Annotated in this window: 17 protein-coding genes; all 17 read right to left on the bottom strand. The window is 69.5% G+C overall.

Going from position 1 to position 16,548, the window contains the following annotated elements; all coding sequences use genetic code 11:
* Positions 1 to 102: 102 nt before the first annotated feature.
* The 17 genes from A6B37_RS00875 to A6B37_RS00795 all read right to left on the bottom strand — a co-directional run bounded on the left by A6B37_RS00875 (position 103) and on the right by A6B37_RS00795 (position 15,995).
* Complete coding sequence (locus tag A6B37_RS00875; protein ID WP_111825517.1) at positions 103 to 561, bottom strand: DUF1178 family protein; 459 nt, start codon at positions 559 to 561, stop codon at positions 103 to 105.
* Positions 562 to 627: 66 nt separating this feature from the next.
* Positions 628 to 1,338: a DUF2968 domain-containing protein gene (locus A6B37_RS00870; protein ID WP_111824644.1), complete on the bottom strand. Its 711-nt coding sequence runs from the start codon at positions 1,336 to 1,338 to the stop codon at positions 628 to 630.
* Positions 1,339 to 1,399: 61 nt separating this feature from the next.
* The gene (locus A6B37_RS00865; protein ID WP_111824643.1) at positions 1,400 to 2,767 is read right to left on the bottom strand and encodes a sigma-54 dependent transcriptional regulator; all 1,368 of its coding nucleotides are present in this window, start codon (positions 2,765 to 2,767) and stop codon (positions 1,400 to 1,402) included.
* 49 nt (positions 2,768 to 2,816) lie between these two features.
* Entirely contained in the window at positions 2,817 to 4,931 is a 2,115-nt protein-coding gene (locus tag A6B37_RS00860) for a TadG family pilus assembly protein (RefSeq protein ID WP_111824642.1), read from the bottom strand.
* 26 nt (positions 4,932 to 4,957) lie between these two features.
* Positions 4,958 to 5,380, bottom strand: a complete 423-nt coding sequence (locus A6B37_RS00855; protein WP_102772438.1) for a DUF3613 domain-containing protein — start codon at positions 5,378 to 5,380, stop codon at positions 4,958 to 4,960.
* A 24-nt stretch (positions 5,381 to 5,404) separates the two neighbouring features.
* Positions 5,405 to 6,256, bottom strand: a complete 852-nt coding sequence (locus A6B37_RS00850; RefSeq protein WP_246842341.1) for a hypothetical protein — start codon at positions 6,254 to 6,256, stop codon at positions 5,405 to 5,407.
* Between the two features lie 11 nt (positions 6,257 to 6,267).
* Positions 6,268 to 7,266: a type II secretion system F family protein gene (locus A6B37_RS00845; protein WP_111824641.1), complete on the bottom strand. Its 999-nt coding sequence runs from the start codon at positions 7,264 to 7,266 to the stop codon at positions 6,268 to 6,270.
* A gap of 11 nt (positions 7,267 to 7,277) precedes the next feature.
* Positions 7,278 to 8,204 carry a type II secretion system F family protein gene (locus A6B37_RS00840; RefSeq protein WP_102772440.1) on the bottom strand — a complete coding sequence of 309 codons (927 nt, stop codon included), beginning with the start codon at positions 8,202 to 8,204 and terminating at the stop codon, positions 7,278 to 7,280.
* Positions 8,204 to 9,568: a CpaF family protein gene (locus tag A6B37_RS00835; protein WP_102772441.1), complete on the bottom strand. Its 1,365-nt coding sequence runs from the start codon at positions 9,566 to 9,568 to the stop codon at positions 8,204 to 8,206. The genes A6B37_RS00840 and A6B37_RS00835 overlap by 1 nt, the downstream gene beginning before the upstream one ends.
* A 33-nt stretch (positions 9,569 to 9,601) precedes the next feature.
* Positions 9,602 to 10,930 carry a MinD/ParA family protein gene (locus A6B37_RS00830; protein WP_102772442.1) on the bottom strand — a complete coding sequence of 443 codons (1,329 nt, stop codon included), beginning with the start codon at positions 10,928 to 10,930 and terminating at the stop codon, positions 9,602 to 9,604.
* Between the two features lie 5 nt (positions 10,931 to 10,935).
* Complete coding sequence (locus A6B37_RS00825; RefSeq protein WP_111824640.1) at positions 10,936 to 12,297, bottom strand: type II and III secretion system protein family protein; 1,362 nt, start codon at positions 12,295 to 12,297, stop codon at positions 10,936 to 10,938.
* Between the two features lie 65 nt (positions 12,298 to 12,362).
* Positions 12,363 to 13,319 carry a Flp pilus assembly protein CpaB gene (cpaB, locus tag A6B37_RS00820; protein WP_102772444.1) on the bottom strand — a complete coding sequence of 319 codons (957 nt, stop codon included), beginning with the start codon at positions 13,317 to 13,319 and terminating at the stop codon, positions 12,363 to 12,365.
* Positions 13,316 to 13,798 carry a TadE family protein gene (locus A6B37_RS00815; RefSeq protein WP_102772445.1) on the bottom strand — a complete coding sequence of 161 codons (483 nt, stop codon included), beginning with the start codon at positions 13,796 to 13,798 and terminating at the stop codon, positions 13,316 to 13,318. The genes cpaB and A6B37_RS00815 overlap by 4 nt, the downstream gene beginning before the upstream one ends.
* 1 nt (position 13,799) lies before the next feature.
* Positions 13,800 to 14,234, bottom strand: coding sequence for a TadE/TadG family type IV pilus assembly protein (locus tag A6B37_RS00810; protein ID WP_246842340.1), 435 nt, complete (start codon positions 14,232 to 14,234; stop codon positions 13,800 to 13,802).
* Positions 14,234 to 14,707 carry a prepilin peptidase gene (locus A6B37_RS00805; RefSeq protein WP_102772446.1) on the bottom strand — a complete coding sequence of 158 codons (474 nt, stop codon included), beginning with the start codon at positions 14,705 to 14,707 and terminating at the stop codon, positions 14,234 to 14,236. The genes A6B37_RS00810 and A6B37_RS00805 overlap by 1 nt, the downstream gene beginning before the upstream one ends.
* A 155-nt stretch (positions 14,708 to 14,862) precedes the next feature.
* Positions 14,863 to 15,042 (bottom strand): Flp family type IVb pilin, encoded by a 180-nt coding sequence (locus tag A6B37_RS00800; RefSeq protein ID WP_102772447.1) that lies wholly within the window; start codon positions 15,040 to 15,042, stop codon positions 14,863 to 14,865.
* Between the two features lie 122 nt (positions 15,043 to 15,164).
* Positions 15,165 to 15,995, bottom strand: a complete 831-nt coding sequence (locus A6B37_RS00795; RefSeq protein ID WP_111824639.1) for an MHYT domain-containing protein — start codon at positions 15,993 to 15,995, stop codon at positions 15,165 to 15,167.
* Positions 15,996 to 16,548: the final 553 nt, after the last annotated feature.

The raw sequence follows: 16,548 nt of genomic DNA, 5'->3' as shown, positions 1-16,548 counted from the left end.
TTGGCTGGCGGGCCTTTTTGCCGCCGGGCCGCCCCAAGGCAAAAACGCCCCCCTTGGGGGGCAGCAAGCACGCGCAGCGTGCGCGGCGTGGGGGCCTTTTCTCTATTGCAGGCGGTCGTCGTCCAGGAAGTCGGGTACCGCCATCACCTCGATGCCGTCGTCGGCCAGTTCGGCGCGCTCCTGCGGCGTGGCGGTGCCGCGGATGGGCCTGTCGTCGGCGTCGCCGGCATGGATGCGGCGGGCCTCTTCGGCAAAGCGCGCGCCGACGTTTTCGGTGTTGCGCAGCACGGCGCGGACCTGGCGCATGACCACGGCCTGCAGCGCCGCCATTTTTTCGGCTTCGCTGGCGTTGGCCGGCAAGGCGGGCCGGGAAGCCGGCTCGTGCAGATTGGCCACGTTCAGCCGCGGCGCCGACAGGCGCTTGGTAATGCTGGCCGACGCACAGACGGGGCACGTGACCAGGCCGCGCGCCTGCTGCGCGTCATAGTCTTCGTGCGAACCGAACCAGCCTTCGAAGAGGTGGCCGTGTTCGCACTCGAGGTCGAATACTTTGAGAGCCATGGCATTCATATGGGGTGCAATGGCCAGAATACAAGAAAACGCCGCCCGGCCCGCGCCCGCCTCGGGCTACTTCCCGCGCTTCTGGGCCGGCGCGCCCGCCACCTGGGCCTGCTGGGCCTGCAGCGCGTCGATCTGGCGCTGCAGATCGCGCAGCTGCTGGCGCACGTCCTTTTCCTGTTCGGCCAGCGCCGTCGCTTCCTGGCGCGATTGTTCCTGGCGCGCGGCGACCTGCTGTTCCTGCTGCAGGCGCAGCGCGCGGTCGGCCTGCAGGGTGCTCAGTTCGGCGCTGCGCGTGGCCAGCAGTTTTTCGGCATGGGCGGTTTCGGCCTGCAGCTTGATGCGCTTGATGTCCACCTCGGCCAGGTCCGCCGATTGGGCGGCGAAGGCGCGATAGGTCGATTCGGCCTGCTTGTCCGACTGGGTCTTCAGCACGCGCCAGAAATCCTTCTGCTGGAACAGCGCGACGTAATAGGTCAGGTCGTCGGGTTTGAACAGCAGGCTCGCGCCATAGGTGCCGTTATAGGCCGTGCGCAGTTCGGAAACCTGGCGGTTCTGTATCAGCGACTGCAGTTCGGAAACGGTGGACGAGGGCCGCGCGGCCAGCGACGGCGCGCTCGCCGGCGGCGTCACGGGCGCGGACGCCGCCTGCGTATCCTCCACCTGTTTAACCGTGGGACGCGGCTCCTCGGGCTGCGCGACGGCGCAGGCCGCCAGGCCGGACAGGGCCGTTCCCAACAGCGCCATGCGTGCGGCGCCACGGATAAAGTGGACTTTCATGCCTACCCCAAAAAAAAGTTTGCGGAACTATAGCAATTTATTTCACCGAGGACGCCCGGATTTACACCTCGGCGGCCTCTCCCTGCCCTGCGCCCAGGTGCAGCTTGCGCATTTTTTCCCATAGCACCTTGCGGCTGATTCCCAGCGCGTTGGCGGTGTCCTGGCGGCGCCAGCCGTTGCCGTCCAGCGCCGCCAGGATGCGGGCGCGTTCGGCGCGCTCGGCGTCGGTGAACACCGGCGGCTCGCACTGCGCGCCGGCGGCCGCCAGCGGCTCGGCGAGCTGGCCGAAGATGCGTTCGATGCGCGGCGCGTCCCAGGCACCGAGCTGGCGCCGCATGATGGCCACGCGCTCGGCCACGTTGGACAGTTCGCGCACGTTGCCGGCGAAGCGCGTCTGCGCGACGCGCTCCAGCAGCCACGCGGGCGGCTCGTCCGGCGCGCCCAGCCGCTCCAGCAGGGCGCGGAAGATCGCCGCCTTCTCGGCGCCGCCGCGCTCGTCCAGGTTGGGGATGCGCAGTTCGATCACCGCCAGCCGGTAATACAGGTCGGCGCGGAACTCCTCCTGCCCCACCAGGGCGCGCAGGTCCTTATTGGTGGCGGCGACCAGGCGGAAGTCCACCGGCACTTCCACCGTCGAGCCCAGGCGCGTCACGCTGTTCTGCTCCAGCACGCGCAGCAGCTTGACCTGCTGGTAGCGCGGCAGGTCGCCGATCTCGTCCAGGAACAGCGTGCCGCCGTGGGCCTGTTCGAAATAGCCCTTGTGCGCGCCGATAGCGCCGGTGAACGCGCCCTTGGCGTGGCCGAAGAAATGCGCCTCGAACAGGCCTTCGGGAATGGCGCCGCAGTTCACCGCCACGAAGGGGCCGTCCGACCACGGCGCGCGCTCGTGCAGCAGGCGCGCCACGCGCTCCTTGCCCACGCCGGTTTCGCCGTGGATCAGCACGTTGCTGCGGCAGTCGGCGTACAGCTCGGCTTCGGCCAGCAGTTCGCGCATCGGCGCAGACACCGCGATCAGCGGCTGTTCGCGCCGGGGCGCGGCGCGCTTGACCTGGTCCAGCACGCCCAGCAGTTCGAACAGCAGCTTGCGCAGATCGGAGGCGGTGAACGATGGCGGCAGCGTGTACGAGTATTCGGGCGGGTAGTAGCGCGGATCGCGCCCGCGCGCCTCGGACGCCACCCAGATGATGGGCAGGCCCTGCGCGGCCAGCCAGTCGTAGCCGCTGAAGCGCGTATCGCCCATCACCGACACCGACACCAGGGCCACCGCCGGCCGTCCGGCATCGCGCGGCGGCGGAAAGGCCGTGCCGGCGTCGGCCCGCAGCAGCGCCACGTCCATGCCGGCCAGGCAGCGCTCGGCGCGGCTGGCGATGTCGGAGGTGCCCTCCCAGACATAGAGATCGAATTCGTCGCGCATGAATTTCTGGCTCATGGCGCGAACCTCGCGGGCAGACAGGCAGCGGAAATCACGATATTCACCATCAGTACACCAGGCGGGGCTTGCCGCAATCGACGGAAATCAGGGAGACGTCGGTCTGGCCCAGGCTCAGGCCCAGCAGATTGAGCAGCTGCTGCAGCAGCACCGACAGCGTGTCCAGCAAAGGCGTCAGCAGCGCGACGACCACCGACAGCACGCCGCCGACCTGCCCGCCGTCGCTCAGGGCGAGCGCGCCGACCGCGTCAACCCGACATTGCCTGATCCGGTCGGGCGTCCAGGTCAATACACAGCCCAAGTCGCTCAGCGGCGCCGCCAGCAGCGTGTTCAGGATGCCGCCGACCAGCTGCAGCGTGCCGCCCAGCACGCCGGTCAGGCCGCCGGTGCTCAGGCGGGTGCCGAGCCGCTCCATCGCGTCCTTGGACCACTGCATGTCGTTGACGACCTTGGACACGGTCTTGCCGGCATGCGAGGCGTCGCCGCCCACCAGCCTGGAGGCAAGGTCCGCGCGCTCCTTGTCCGTCAGCGGCGTGCCGGTACTGAACAGGTCGCCCAGGATGCCGCCGATCAGCGCGTCCGACAGGTTGGACGCCAGCTGCGCCAGGTCGACCTGGGAGGCGTTGATCGTGGTGCTGGAGTCCGGCGACGGCGGCTCGGTCAGCAGCACCGATACCGGCGTGGACGACGGAAACACCGACAGCGGCGGGTCGGCGATCTTGGCGGTCAGCGGCAGGATGCCCAGCACGTTCAGCACCTCGTGGCGTCCGATGGCGGCCGAGGCCGAGGACTCGCAGCTATTGGTCAGCGACACGAAATGATTCGGGTCCCGGTCGGTGCTGGACTGCATGGCGGGGAAGCTGCCCAGGCACAGGTTCACCAGCGACGAAGACACGTCGATGACGGCCTGCGATTCGGTCAGCGGCGCCTCGCACAGCTTGCTGACGGTGCCGGTCGATTGCGCCACGTCGATGATGATGGGCAGGTCCACGCGGGTGCCCAGCGTGTCCGACAGCAGCGGGCCGACCAGCGGGATGGTGGCGGTGTTGACCCGCAGGTACACGCGGATGCCGGCGCTGGTGGCGCGCGCGCCCACGCCGCCGATGCCGATGGAAGGCGGCTCGACCACGCGCACCTGCGCGTCCACGCCCAGCAGCGGCACGCTCAGCCCGAGGTTGATGAGGTTCTCGCCGTTGGCGATCACCAGCGCGGTCTCCAGGATGTTGCGCGCGTTGATGTCGGCCTGCAGCGCGGAATGCGCGCCGCCGCCCTGCACCGACAGGTCGAGCAGGCCGCCGTCGCCGAACAGCTTGACCGGCAGGTCCAGCGGCATCACGTCCAGCGCCACGCCGATAGCCTTGGCCAGCAGCCCCACGTCGGCGCTGGCCGTGCCCATCTTGTCGATGACGCTCAGGGTCGCGTTGAGCAGCTGGCCCAGCGTCAGGTTCTCCACGGCCGCCAGCTGTTCGGGCGTGCCCACGCCGGTTGCGACCGACAGCGGCAGGCCCAGGGCCTTGAGCAGGCCGGCCGGCGTGATCTGGACGTTGGCCAGCCCGGCCGCGTCCAGCACGTCGAGCTGGGCCGGCGAGGCGCCGACGGTGGCCAGCAGCCGCGACAGCAGGCCGCCGCGCTCCAGGCGCAGCAGGCGCGAGCCGACCGAGAAGACGGCGACCGGCCTGGAATTGGCCGCCACCGCCGAGACCGAGGCCGGCAGGCCGCCATCGCCGCCGCTGAAGCTGGGGATGATGCGGCTCAGCCGCTTGCTGACCGTCACGCGCACGGCGTTGAACGCCTCGTCGCCGGCCGGATCGAACAGGTGCATGCCGGCGGCGTCGGCGCGGTCCGGGTCCCAGACCTTGCATTCGACGGTGATGTCGGCGTCCGTGAAGCGGTCGATCAGCGTGGGGATGTTGCGCCGCGCCGAGGCCCGGCCGGCCGCGATCGCCGGCGCGCAATCGGCTGGCGCGCCCAGCCCCAGCGCCTGCACCGCCGACAGCGCGGCAAGGTCCGCGCCCTTCTGCATCTCGCGCTTCATGTAGAAGCCGTAGGCCAGCTGCGCCGCGCCCAGCAGCACCACCCCCACCAGGATCGCGAAGACCACGGCCACGGTGATGCTGCCGCGCTGGCGCGGCAACGGGACGGGACGCGAAGAATGAACGCGCATGTTCGGTTCCGGCTCGGGTCCGGGCATCAGTTTGTGTTCTTGGTTTCGACGCGCTTCTGCAGCCACTCGGGGATCGGGTGCTTGAAGCTGTCCAGATAGCGGTTCCAGGCGGCGGTGGACACCGGCCCCAGGATGGGCAGCGCGCCGCCCGCGCGCCGGCCGTCGGCCTGCGCCGCCAGCAGGCCGCGCGTGACGTCGCCGAACGCTTCCGGCGCGGCCTCCTGCGGCGCGGCGCTAGCCTGTTGCGGCAGCGGCGTGGAAACCTGCTGCACCACCGGACGGTCGGGCATGGCGGCCGGCGCCGCAGCCGGGGCGGTCGGGGCCGCGGGCGTCGGCGCGCCGGCGGCCATGCCGCCGGTCAGCGGCGCATTCGACTGCGCATGCGCGGCGGGCGCGGCCAGCGCCAGGGCGGAGAACAGCAGCGTGGTGTAGGAACGGATGTGGGACATGTCTAAATTCCTGGCTGAATACGGTTAACGCACGATGGGCCCGTTGCCCAGGCCCTCCATCAAGGGGCTCATCATCGGCATCACGGCGCCGCCCGCGCCGGAGACGCGGGTGGCCGGCAGGCCGGCCGCGGGCATGGGCATGGGCGCGACCTGGCCGCGGATCTCGGCAGCCAGGCGCAGCACCTGGCTGCGGGCCTCCTCGCCCAGCTGCGCCTGGTCCATCAGGCGCTGCGCCTTGAGCGGGTCGCCTTCGACCAGCAGCAGCACCGCCATATTGGCCAGCACCCGGCCGTTCTCGGGCGCGAGTTCGGCCGCCTGGCCCAGCGGCACGCGGGCGCCGTTCAGGTCGCCGGCGCGCAGCCTGGCGTAGCCCAGGTCGCCCAGGATCTGCGCGTTCATCGGCGCCAGCCGCGCCGCCTGCGCGAAGTCGTCGGCCGCCTGCTCGTACTGGCCGCGGCCGCCGGCGATCAGGCCCAGGCCATGCCAGCCCTGCGCGGCCTGCTCGCCGCGGGTCAGCGCGCGGTAGGCCTGTTCGCTGGCGGCGGTCTGGCCGGTCTGGCGCAGCGCGTCGGCGCGCATGACGGCCACTCGGCTGTCGGCGCCGAACTTCTGCTGATAGGCGTCGATGTAGGCCAGCGACGCGAAATAGCGCTCCTGGCGCTGCGCCTCGGCGATCATCGACAGCATCATCTCCGGCTCGCGCGGCCGGTTGCGGCCCTGGGCCTCGTCTTCCTGCTGGCGCGCCAGCGCCTGCTCCTGCTGCTGTTGCTGGATCAGCTGCCACGCCGACTCGGCGCCGTTGCTCTTGCACCCCGCCAGGCCCGCCAGCACCGCCGCCGCGGCCATGCCGCGCGCGCAGCCGCGCCGCCAATTCATCGCGCCCGCCATCATGATCCCCCCATGCGCGACAACGCGCGTATCACCGCTATGAATCCCGCTCCGCCCGTGACGATCAGCAACGCCGGCAGCAGGGTCACGATCATGACGCCCGTCATCTTGACGGTGGTCTTGCCGACCCGCTCCTTCAGCTCCAGGCGGCGCGATTCGCGCAGCCGTTCGCCGAAGCGGTTCAGCGGCTCCTGCACCGCGCCGCCGTGCTGGTCCACCTGCGCGATCAGGCGGCAGATGGCGGACAGATCGTCGTTGTCGAAGCCGGTCGCCAGCCGCGCCAGCGACTGTTCGCGCGTGCGGCCGCGCACGTAGAGTTCGGAGGCCAGCCGCAGTTCCTGCGACAGCACCGGCAGCACCTGGCCGAATTCCGCCACCAGCACCTGCAGGCTCTGGTCGATGGACAGCCCCACGCCCTGCAGCAGGCGCAGCAGGTCCACCAGCAGCGGCAGTTCGTCGGCCGCCAGGCGCCTGCGGCGCGCCACGCGGCGGCGCAAGGCCCATTTGGGCAGCATGTAGCCGAACCCGAAGCCGAAGAAGGCGGCGAGCAGCATGCCGCCCAACGAGCCGATGTGGCCATAGCGCAGGCCCGCCGTCACCGCAGCCACCGGCAGCAGCAACGCCAGGCCGAAGCGCGCCACCACGAAGCGCGAGCGGGCCGTGGCGGCGTCGGCATAGCCGGCCATGTCCACCAGCTTGCGGTCTTCGGCGGCCAGGAGCGCATCGGCCAGGCGCCCCTGGCTCAGGCGCCTGCCGAACGAATCGGCGGCGCGCGCGGCGGCCGCGAGGCGGCCCTGCGCGTCGGCGGCCGGCAGCGGCGCGGCCGCGCCCTCGCCCGTCTGGCGCGCCGCCAGCGCCTGGTCCACCACCTGGCGGCTGCGGCTCTGGCCGCGCAGGCGCCGCACCAGGCCCACGCCCAGCACCAGCATGGCCGCCGCGATCAGCATCAGCGCCGCGGCCAGCGTGGTCGAGGCGTTCCAGGATTGCAGGATATGCATCGCGCCTCTCCTCAGATCGACTTGGCCATGCGGTACAGCCAGTAGCTGCCGCCGATCTGCAGCGCCACCGCGGTCACCAGCATCTTGAAGCCCGCCGGGTCGTGCCACAGTCCCATGAAGAGATTGTTGTTGGTCACGATGATGAAGCCGGCGATCCCCACCGGCAGCAGCGCCAGTATCCAGGCCGACAGCCGCACCTCGGCCGAGCTGGCCGACAGTTCGTTGCGCGCCTGGGCCACGTCGCGCATGAACGCGGCCATGCGCTCCAGCACCTGGTCGCTGCGCCCGCCGAAGCGCATCGCCAGCGACACCACGGCGGCGATCATGTACAGCTCTTTCAGCCCGTACAGGCGCGACACGTGCACCAGCGCCGCGTCCAGCTCCTTGGCCGAGCGGCTCAGGCTGGCCGCCGTCTCCACCACTTCGCGCAAGGGTTCGTCGGTGTTGGCGGCGGCGGTCTGGAAGGCCGAGCCCATGCTGTTGCCGATGGTGACCAGGCGCACGATGTTGTCCAGGAACGCCGGCAGCTGCGCGATCATGCGGCGCTGGCGCTTGTCGGCGCGCAGCCACAGCAGGAAGTACTCCAGCACCGCCACCAGCACCAGCGTCACCGCGCCGGACAGCCCGCCCAGCAGCAGCCAGGCCAGCGCCGCGCCGCCGAACAGCGGCGCCGCCAGGCGCAGATAGAAGCCGGGGCTCTGGCGTATGCCGGCCACCAGCAGCAGGCGGTCCCATCCCAGCAGGCCGCTGCGCATGGCGCGCGAACCGGCCGCGAACGTGTCGTCGTCCGGGCGCGCGTCGCGCACGCGGTTGAGCTGGTTCTCCAGGAACGCCGAGCTCGCGGCGCGGCGCGCGCCGCGGCTGGCGTGGCGCCACAGCAGCGCCGCGCCCAGCATCAGCGCCAGCGCCAGGCCGGCCAGTATCAGGACCCGCTCCATCAGCGCCTCCGGCTCCAGAACCCGCCGCCACCGCCGCCATCGCCGTCGCCGGACGCGGCGTCGTTGGCGCGCGCCTCGCTGCGCATCCTGGCCAGCTTGGGCGTATGCGGATGGATGCCCAGCCATTTCCAGCGGTCTTTTTCCTCGCCCTCCGGCGTCAGGAAGGTTTCGTGGCGGTACAGCTCCTGCGTGGAAATCACGTTGTCGCCCATGCCCGTCACCTCGGTCACCGACAGCACGCGGCGCTTGCCGTTGGACAGGCGGCCGATCTGCACGATGAAGTCGAGCGCGCTGGCGATCTGGCGGCGCAGGCTGTCCTCGCTGCCCTGGAAGCCGGCGAAGCCCGCCAGCATCTCGATCCGGTACAGGCACTCGCGCGGCGAGTTGGCGTGGATGGTGGCCATGGAGCCTTCATGCCCGGTGTTCATGGCCTGCAGCATGTCCATGACTTCGGCGCCGCGCACTTCGCCCACCACCACACGGTCCGGGCGCATCCGCAGGCTGTTGCGGATCAGCTCGCGGATGGTCACCGCGCCGCTGCCGTCGAAGCCGCCCTGGCGCGATTCCAGCCGCACTACGTGCGGGTGGTTGAGCGACAGTTCGGCCGTGTCCTCGACCGTGACCACGCGCTCGGTGCCGGGGATGAAGAACGCCAGCGCATTGAGCAGCGAAGTCTTGCCCGAACTGGTGCCGCCGGACACCAGGATGTTGCAGCGGTTCTTCACCGCCTCGTGCAGCAGCCGGTAGATCTCTTCGTCGAACGTGCCCAGCGTCAGCAGGTCGGCGGGCTTGAGCGGGTCCTGGCGAAACTTGCGGATCGACACCATGGGGCCGTCCACCGCCAGCGGCTCGATCACCACGTTCAGCCGCCCGCCGTCGGGCAGGCGCGCGTCCACCATGGGGCTGGATTCGTCCAGGCGGCGGCCGATGGGCGCCAGGATGCGGCGCACGATGCGCAGCACGTGCTGATTGTCGGTGAAGCGCAGCGTCTCGCGCGCCAGCACGCCGCGGCGCGACACGAACACGTTGTCGTAGCCGTTGATCAGGATGTCTTCCACCGCCGGGTCCGCCAGCAGGTCCTCCAGCGGCCCCAGGCCCGCCAGTTCCTTGGTCAGGGCCTCGGCGATCTGCCGCATCTCGCCTTCGTTGATCGGCACCCTGCGCAGCCGCACGAAGCTCGCGACCTCGATGTCCACGAACTCCTGGATAGCCGAGCGCGCCCAGCGGCCGAACTCGGCGCCCAGCTCCTCGATGCGGGAAAGCAGGTGCTCGTAGGCCGCCGTCTTCACTTCCTGGTAGCGGTTCGACGCCGAAAAACCGGAGTCGCCTTCGCCGCCGAACTCAACCGTCGCTGTCATGATCATGTGGGATTCCGTTGCTGTCCGTCCGTGTTGCCGTCAACCCGCCATGCGGCGGTGCACGCCGGGCAGCCAGGTCGCGAGCCAGCCAGCGCGCCCGCCGGCGGCGTGTTCGTGGGCGCTCAGTTTTTCGGCCAGCGCCTGCACCGCGCGCACGTAGATGTCGCGTTCGGCTTCTTCATGCAGCAGATGGCCCTGGTTGGTGCACACCATCAGCGCCAGCGTCCGGTCGGGCAGCGTGCCCACCAGGTCCAGCTGGAAGCGCTCGGCGATCTGCTGCGCGGTCATGCCGTAGCGCTCGTCGTAACGGTTGACGATCAGCCCCAGGCTGCGGCGGTCCACGTGCATCTGCTCCAGCTCCTGCAGCAGGCCGGCCAGCGACACCAGCGCGCCCACGCTCTGGTCCGTCACGATCCAGTTCTGCTCCGAGGCGCGCGCCAGGCCGGCCACGAATTCGGGATTGGTGAAGCCGCCGGCATCGGCCACCACCACGCCGAAATGCTGGCGCATGCGCTCGAACACCAGCAGCGAATCGGACAGCGAGGCGTCGCGCATCTGCGCCAGGTCGCGCGGCAGCGACAGCACGCTCAGGCCATTGGCCGTGTGCGGCATGGCCGAGCCCAGCAGCGTGGAGTCCAGGCGGCGCAGGTTGCGCGCCGCCTCGGCGAAGTCGAAGTCGCCGCCGATGTTCAGGTACAGCTGGCAGTCTCCCACCGGCCAGCCCAGGTCCATCAGCGCCACGCGGCTCGACAGCGGCAGCGTCGAGCCGGGCTCGGCTGCGGCCGCGCGCGCGGCCTTGCCGCCGGCCGCGTTGCGCGCGCAATGGGCCTGTTTGAGGCGGTCCTGCACCATGCCGGCCAGGTGCACGGCCAGCGTGCTGGCGCCCACGCCGGGGCGCGCGCTCAGCAGCAGCACGCTGCGCCGCGATCCGCCGCCGGGCGCGTCGCCCGCCTGCGCGTTCATCAGGCGCTGCACGATTTCCTTGATTTCCTGCGGCGCCACCGTGGGATCGACGAAGTCGCTGACCCCGGCGCGCAGGGCCGCGATCGCGCCTTCGGGCTGGCTCAGCAGCCCCACCGCCACGCGCGGCAGGCTGGGCGCGATGCGCGCCAGCAGGCGCGCCAGCTCGGCCGACTTGAACAGCTTGCCGGGCTCGTCCTCGCTCAGCGTGAAGTCCAGGAACACCACCTGCGGCGCGATGTCCGCCAGGCGCCGCGCCAGTTCTTCCGTGCCGGGCGACTCCTGGGTCAGCATGCCCATGTCGCCCAGCGCCTGCCCCAGCTGGGCGGCGATGTCCGCCCCCCGGGAGCAGAACAGGAATCGCCTGCCGTTCTGCAGGCCCTTCCATTCGCTCGTATGTGTCTTCATATCGTTCACCGCGAAAATCCCGGCATCTGCTGGCCGCCCATCGGGCCGGTCAGGTAATAGCCCCAGGCGTTGAAGCCGTTGTCGGCGCGCTCCTGCCTGGCCCCCGGCAGCGGCAGCGTGACGCCGCGCGCGATGGGGCGCACCAGGCGCGGCGTCACCACGATGACCAGCTCGGTGTCCTCCTGCTTGTAGTCCAGGCTGCGGAAGAAAGTGCCAATGATGGGCAGGTCGCCCAGCAGCGGCACCTTGCTGACCATCGCCTTGGTCTGGCGCGACACCAGGCCGCTGATCACGAAGCTCTCGCCGTCGCCCAGCTCCACCGTGGTGTCCGCGCGGCGCGTGCGCAGCGCCGGAATGATGGAGGCGGAGTTCTCGCCGTTGCTGATCGCGATGCCGTTGCTGTAGTCCAGTTCGCTGGCCTCGGGCGCCACCTTCAGCGAGATGCGGTCGCGCGATAGCACGGTGGGCGTGACGGTCAGGCCGATGCCGAACGGCTTGAACGTGACCGACACGGTGCCCAGCCCGCCGGATTCAGGGATGGGCAGCTCGCCGCCGGCCAGGAAGCTGGCGCTCTGGCCCGTCAGCGCCACCAGCGTGGGCTCGGCCAGCACGCGCGCCATGCCGTTGTTCTGCAGCAGCCGCAGATTGGCCGAGAAGTTGTTGGTGTCGTAGAACAGCGAGAAGCCCGAGGCCGCCGCGCCCAGGTTGGCCGGCACCAGGCTGGCGCTGGCGCTCCACGGGCCGCTGCCGCCGGCCGACCAGTTGATGCCCGCTTCTTTCATGACGGAGCGCGACACCTCGACCACTTTTACCTCCACCTGCACCACGCCGCTGGTGCCGGCCGAGGATACGTCCACCACGTTCTTTTCGCCGCCCACGGCCGAGGCCGCCATCGCCACGGACGCGACCTGCCCCATCGGCGTTTCGGCGTGGCCGGACACCACCGCGCGGTCGCCGGCAATGTCGATGTTGGCGCCGCCGGCGATGCCGCGGCTGGCCAGCGCGCCCTGCACGCTGCCGCCCACGCGCAGGTTCCAGACCTGGGGCGCGGGATTGGAGCCGCTCCAGACCTGCAGCTGCGTGGTGCCGGCCTTCTTGCCGTAGACCAGGATGGCGCCCGCGCGCTTGCCGCCGGCGGGCAGGATCTTGACGTCGGCCACTTCCGGGTCGCCGATGGCCAGGCGCGAGGGCACGGCGCCGTCCAGCAGCAGGGTCTGCTGGCCCTTGACCGCCAGGTTCAGGTCGCGGACCGGCGCCGGCGCGCTCGCGGCCGGCGCCGCGGTTTGCGCTACGGCGCTCGCGCCGCAGCCGAACGCGGCAAGCGCCGACAGGACACAGATGACGGTGGTGCGCTGATGTTTCTTCATGGTGCTGGATCGAGTTATTTGGGAGAGTCCAGCCGCCGGGGCCCGCATCGGCCCCGCGGCCGCTGTCAGTAACGCACGCGCTCGGTCTTGTCGCCGCGCACGATTTCCACCGACCGGCCGCCGCCGGCATTCGCGCCGCGCGCCACGGCCGCGGGCGTACGCGCCGCCGTCGTGGTGCCGTCGAGCTGCACCAGGCTTTCGCCGGCATAGGCGCGGTTCGGCGCGAGCTTGAGCGCATCGCGCTGGGCCGGCGTCAGGTCGGCGCGCACCGGCAGCACGCTGCCGCGCTGCACGAACAATTCCGTGTCCGGCAGGGCCTCGTCGCCCAGCGGCCGCAGCGCCAGCTGCAGGCGGCCGGCGCGGCTGGCCAGCATCAGTTCATTGACGCGTTCCAGCGGCACGGCCAGCACCGCGGTCTTGGCCGGCTGGTTCGGCACGCCCGCCTGCCCCGCCGGCTTTTCCTCCGGACCGTCCACCGAAGCCTTGCCGTAGGCCAGCACGCGCAGCTGCGATTGCAGCAGGCGCGCCTGCGCGCCAGGCACTTCCTGGCCTTTCTCGATCATGAAGAACACGTCGACCCAGTCGCCCGGACCGATGCGGTTGCCGCCGCCCACGACTTCGTCGACCGCGATGGCCACGGCGCGCTCTCCTTCCTTGAGCTGGCGCGCCAGTCCCTGCGCCAGCAGGCTGGGCAGCATGGGATCGCCCGCGGCGATATCGACCTTGGCCACTGCGCCTTCCAGCGGCGCGGCCGCCTCATAGCCGCCCGACAGCGCCGCCTGCCACTGCGCCACTTCCAGCATCCGGGCCGCGTCGATGCGCGTGCCGGCCGCGATCGGCGTCTTGGCCACGACCACCGGATAGCGCTTGACGGGCGCGGCGACCGGCGCCGCCGGCGCGGGCGCCGACGCCGCAGCGGCCGGCGCGCTGGCCGGCGCGGACGCCAGCCGCCAGGCGATGAAGGCCAGCACCAGCCCCGCTACCAACAACATCCCTGCGACGATCTTGCTCAAACTGCTCATGGTGTCCCCTGCGATATCTGTACGACGGCTTGCGAATGCAATTGGTTGGGAATCCAGTTCCGGCCCATGCCCGGCAACGAGGTGATCAGGCCCTGCAGGGTGGCCAGCAAGGGCCAGGACTGGGTTTCATAAGTCAGGTTCACGGTGGCGCAGTCGGACTGCCGGCCGGCCGGGCCGCTCCACTCGCAAGGCGCGCGCGAGGCCGCGCACACCACGCTGGAGCCGGACGAGAACGCGCTCATGGCGGCGGAACAGGCCGCCGCCGGCACGTCGGGCTCGCCGTTGTAGCGGGCCGAAACCGCGGCGCGCGCGCCGTCGGTCGCGGCCGCGGCCAGTTGCTGCTGCATCCAGAACAGCGCGCTCACGCCCAGCACGCCGCAGATGAACAGCAGCAGCACGATCAGGGTCAGCGAAAACTCCAGCGCCGCGACGCCGCGCTGGCGCCGCGGCCGGCAATGGAGCGGATGAGGGGTGCGCATCTCAGCCCTCCCCGTCCAGCTGGTCCAGATGCACGGTCGCGCGCGCGCTCAGCACGCCGGAGGCCGGCATCAGCGCCGTGCGCAGCAGCGGCACCGTGGGGATGAGCGGATGGGCGCCATACGGATAGGACACCGTCACTTCGATCTGGCCGTCGGCCAGCGGCAGGCCGCTGCACGCGCCGCCGCCCGAACTGCTCAGCGCGCCCGCGCTGCCGCACACCGCCACCCGCACCGGCGAGGCCGACAGCGTGCTGATCCATTCGGCCCGCTGCAGCGCGGTGTCGCGTCCCGCCCCGGCCCGCGCCGCCAGCGAAGCGGCGCCGCCCTGCCATTGCAGGATCTTGCGCGCGCCGTCCTGCGCGGCCAGCGCGACGGAGTTCTGTGCGGCGGCGACCAGCGAATAAGTCAGAATCCCGTAGAACAACAGGAAGAACACTACGAATACCAGGCCGAATTCCAGGGCATAGACGCCACGCTGAGCGCGGCGATTCCCATGTATGCGGCGTACGGAATCTGGCGCAGCCGCGCGCCCGGCGCCCACACGCGCGAGAGCGCCAGCACCAGCAAGGCATGCAGGCCCGCCAGCAGGCTCGACAGCACGAGCACCGCCAACAGCGCAGGCAGCCCCAGCAGCAGTCCCAGCACGGCGATGGCCTTGACGTCGCCCGCGCCCATCAGGCGCCGGCTCCACAGCAGCAGGAACGGCAGCGCCGCGGCGAACCCCAGCCAGGCCATGAGCCAGCCGGACCAGCGCGGCGGATAGGCCCAGCCGGGGGCCAGCCACGCGGCCAGCAGCCACAGCAGCTGAAGCGCGAACCCCGACACCACCAAGGCGTTCGGGACGCGGCGGTAGCGCAGGTCGTTGTAGACCAGCGCCAGATTCCAGCTTGCGAACAGCAACCACCACAATGCTTCCCCTGGAGACAAGGCAGGACCTTCAAGAATCGGAAATCGGATACGACAGCGGACGCGCGGCGTGCTTTTCGAATCAAATAAAGAAAGCTGGACGGGAGCCGCGGCAGCGGGCGGGCGGCCCGCCGTCGCGGCATGGGAAGCGATCGGGATCAGCCCGGCGTGTTGTCGCTCAGCGCGCCGCCCAGTCCCGTGAACAGGCCTTCGAGCGCGTCGGTGAACGTGCCCACCACGGCCAGCAGCGCCACCGCGATCATGCCGGCGATCAGGCCGTATTCGAGCGCGGTGATGCCCTCTTCTTCATTCCAGAATTGCATGAGTTTTTGCTTCATTTTCGAACCTCACTGGTCTCGATTGATCATCAAGCCGCCCCGCCGGCGGCAGGCCCGGCCACACTTCCAGAACCACTCGCACACCGTCGCTACTGCAAGGCGGCGCGCGTCCGGAATCCTGCTTATTCCGGCCCCTGGACGGACCCGGGATACTTGCCCGGATGCGCCACCGGCGCCGATTCAATGATCGAGTCAATGCGCTGCGCCGTGCGCACGCGAAACCGCCGGGACGCCCGCTGCAGATGCCAGCGCATCAGCAGCATGGTCGCCACGGATAATGCAAACGCGATATAGGGCAGCATTGCGCCGCCGATCTGCGCGCCGGAATATTCGCGGGACGTGGTGCAGACCACGGTCCCGGCCGCGGCGCCGGTGTAATGCATGCCGCAGATCGCCACCGCCATCAAAATGGCCGCGCCGGCGCGCTGGCGTTCGTTCTGGGTATTGAAGGCGAGCCACAATGCGGCCGACGCGGCCACCACGGCGATAAACACCGAGGCCGTCACCATGGGCAGGTCCCAGGCCAGCACGGCCGGCATGCGCATGGCGCTCATGCCTACATAATGCATGGAAACCACGCCCAGCCCGGTGGCCACGCCGCCCGTCAGGCAGCGCAGGAAAGTAAAACGCTGGCGGCCGACAAACCAGAATGCCCAGCCGGAAAAACCCGCGGCGACCAGGAAACTGAGCAGCGTGAGGTCGAATTGATAACCCACGTCGAAAGGCAGGTTCTGGGCCTGCATACCGATGAAATGCATGCTCCAGATACCGACACCGCCCATTGCGACGGCGCCGATCAGTATGTAGCCGAAACGGATTTCGCCATCGCGGGTTTCCGCCCGGATACCCGCCGCGGCCAGCATCGCCACGTAGGAACCGAGCACCGCAACGAAAAACGAAAGCGCCACCAGGCCACCGTGGAACGAAAGCGGAACGATTTCACCTGACGTCATGGACAGCCTCTTTTGAAACTGGCCGCACGCAGCGCTGCGGGCCCATGATTCTGCTTGCGGTCATCCTTTTCAAACTTGCGGATTTCCTTGGGCTGAACATTTCGATGCAATGAGAAGATACGTTATTTGTAGTCTTGTATATTACCATTTAATACACATCAGGGTTTTCCCTTATATTCGCAATAATGCTGTATTTAAATGTAAATAACGTTCTTTAAGTTAAGAATATCTCATTGAAAAACATATGGTTATCTATCGAACACGCCAGCTTATGCAGTTTCAAATTTGCAACAACTTAGCGAAAACACTAATTCGCCATATGGTCCAATGAAATAAATTGTCATTTTAGTCAGCGACTGGCACCATAACGCGACCCCGGCGGCCGGCGGTGGAAATAGTCGATAAATATCGGAAAGGCCATGGAACTGCGCCGCGGAAACAAGAGACATCAAAAGGCATGAGACGTACATTTCCGGCAGCTTCAGTTTCCCTGGTCCTCGCCTGCGCCCTCGCGGCAGCCGGCAATGCCCGCGCAGACGGCCCTTTGCGCGGC

Origin of the sequence: Achromobacter sp. HZ01 (assembly GCF_003267925.1) — a bacterium.
GTDB classification, from domain to species: Bacteria; Pseudomonadota; Gammaproteobacteria; order Burkholderiales; family Burkholderiaceae_B; genus Achromobacter; species Achromobacter pulmonis_A.
Note: the sequence above shows the minus strand (reverse complement) of the source record. Positions and strands in the feature narration are given on the sequence as shown.

Bases quoted from the DNA above. Each gene is read 5' to 3' on its own strand.
- A6B37_RS00850 (WP_246842341.1), bottom strand. From the start codon at position 6,256: ATGAATTGGCGGCGCGGCTGCGCGCGCGGCATGGCCGCGGCGGCGGTG.
- A6B37_RS00830 (WP_102772442.1), bottom strand. From the start codon at position 10,930: ATGAAGACACATACGAGCGAATGGAAGGGCCTGCAGAACGGCAGGCGA.
- A6B37_RS00860 (WP_111824642.1), bottom strand. From the start codon at position 4,931: ATGCGCGTTCATTCTTCGCGTCCCGTCCCGTTGCCGCGCCAGCGCGGC.
- A6B37_RS00800 (WP_102772447.1), bottom strand. From the start codon at position 15,042: ATGAAGCAAAAACTCATGCAATTCTGGAATGAAGAAGAGGGCATCACC.
- cpaB (WP_102772444.1), bottom strand. From the start codon at position 13,319: ATGAGCAGTTTGAGCAAGATCGTCGCAGGGATGTTGTTGGTAGCGGGG.
- A6B37_RS00815 (WP_102772445.1), bottom strand. From the start codon at position 13,798: ATGCGCACCCCTCATCCGCTCCATTGCCGGCCGCGGCGCCAGCGCGGC.
- A6B37_RS00795 (WP_111824639.1), bottom strand. From the start codon at position 15,995: ATGACGTCAGGTGAAATCGTTCCGCTTTCGTTCCACGGTGGCCTGGTG.
- A6B37_RS00835 (WP_102772441.1), bottom strand. From the start codon at position 9,568: ATGATCATGACAGCGACGGTTGAGTTCGGCGGCGAAGGCGACTCCGGT.
- A6B37_RS00870 (WP_111824644.1), bottom strand. From the start codon at position 1,338: ATGAAAGTCCACTTTATCCGTGGCGCCGCACGCATGGCGCTGTTGGGA.
- A6B37_RS00825 (WP_111824640.1), bottom strand. From the start codon at position 12,297: ATGAAGAAACATCAGCGCACCACCGTCATCTGTGTCCTGTCGGCGCTT.
- A6B37_RS00865 (WP_111824643.1), bottom strand. From the start codon at position 2,767: ATGAGCCAGAAATTCATGCGCGACGAATTCGATCTCTATGTCTGGGAG.
- A6B37_RS00855 (WP_102772438.1), bottom strand. From the start codon at position 5,380: ATGTCCCACATCCGTTCCTACACCACGCTGCTGTTCTCCGCCCTGGCG.
- A6B37_RS00840 (WP_102772440.1), bottom strand. From the start codon at position 8,204: ATGGAGCGGGTCCTGATACTGGCCGGCCTGGCGCTGGCGCTGATGCTG.
- A6B37_RS00875 (WP_111825517.1), bottom strand. From the start codon at position 561: ATGGCTCTCAAAGTATTCGACCTCGAGTGCGAACACGGCCACCTCTTC.
- A6B37_RS00845 (WP_111824641.1), bottom strand. From the start codon at position 7,266: ATGCATATCCTGCAATCCTGGAACGCCTCGACCACGCTGGCCGCGGCG.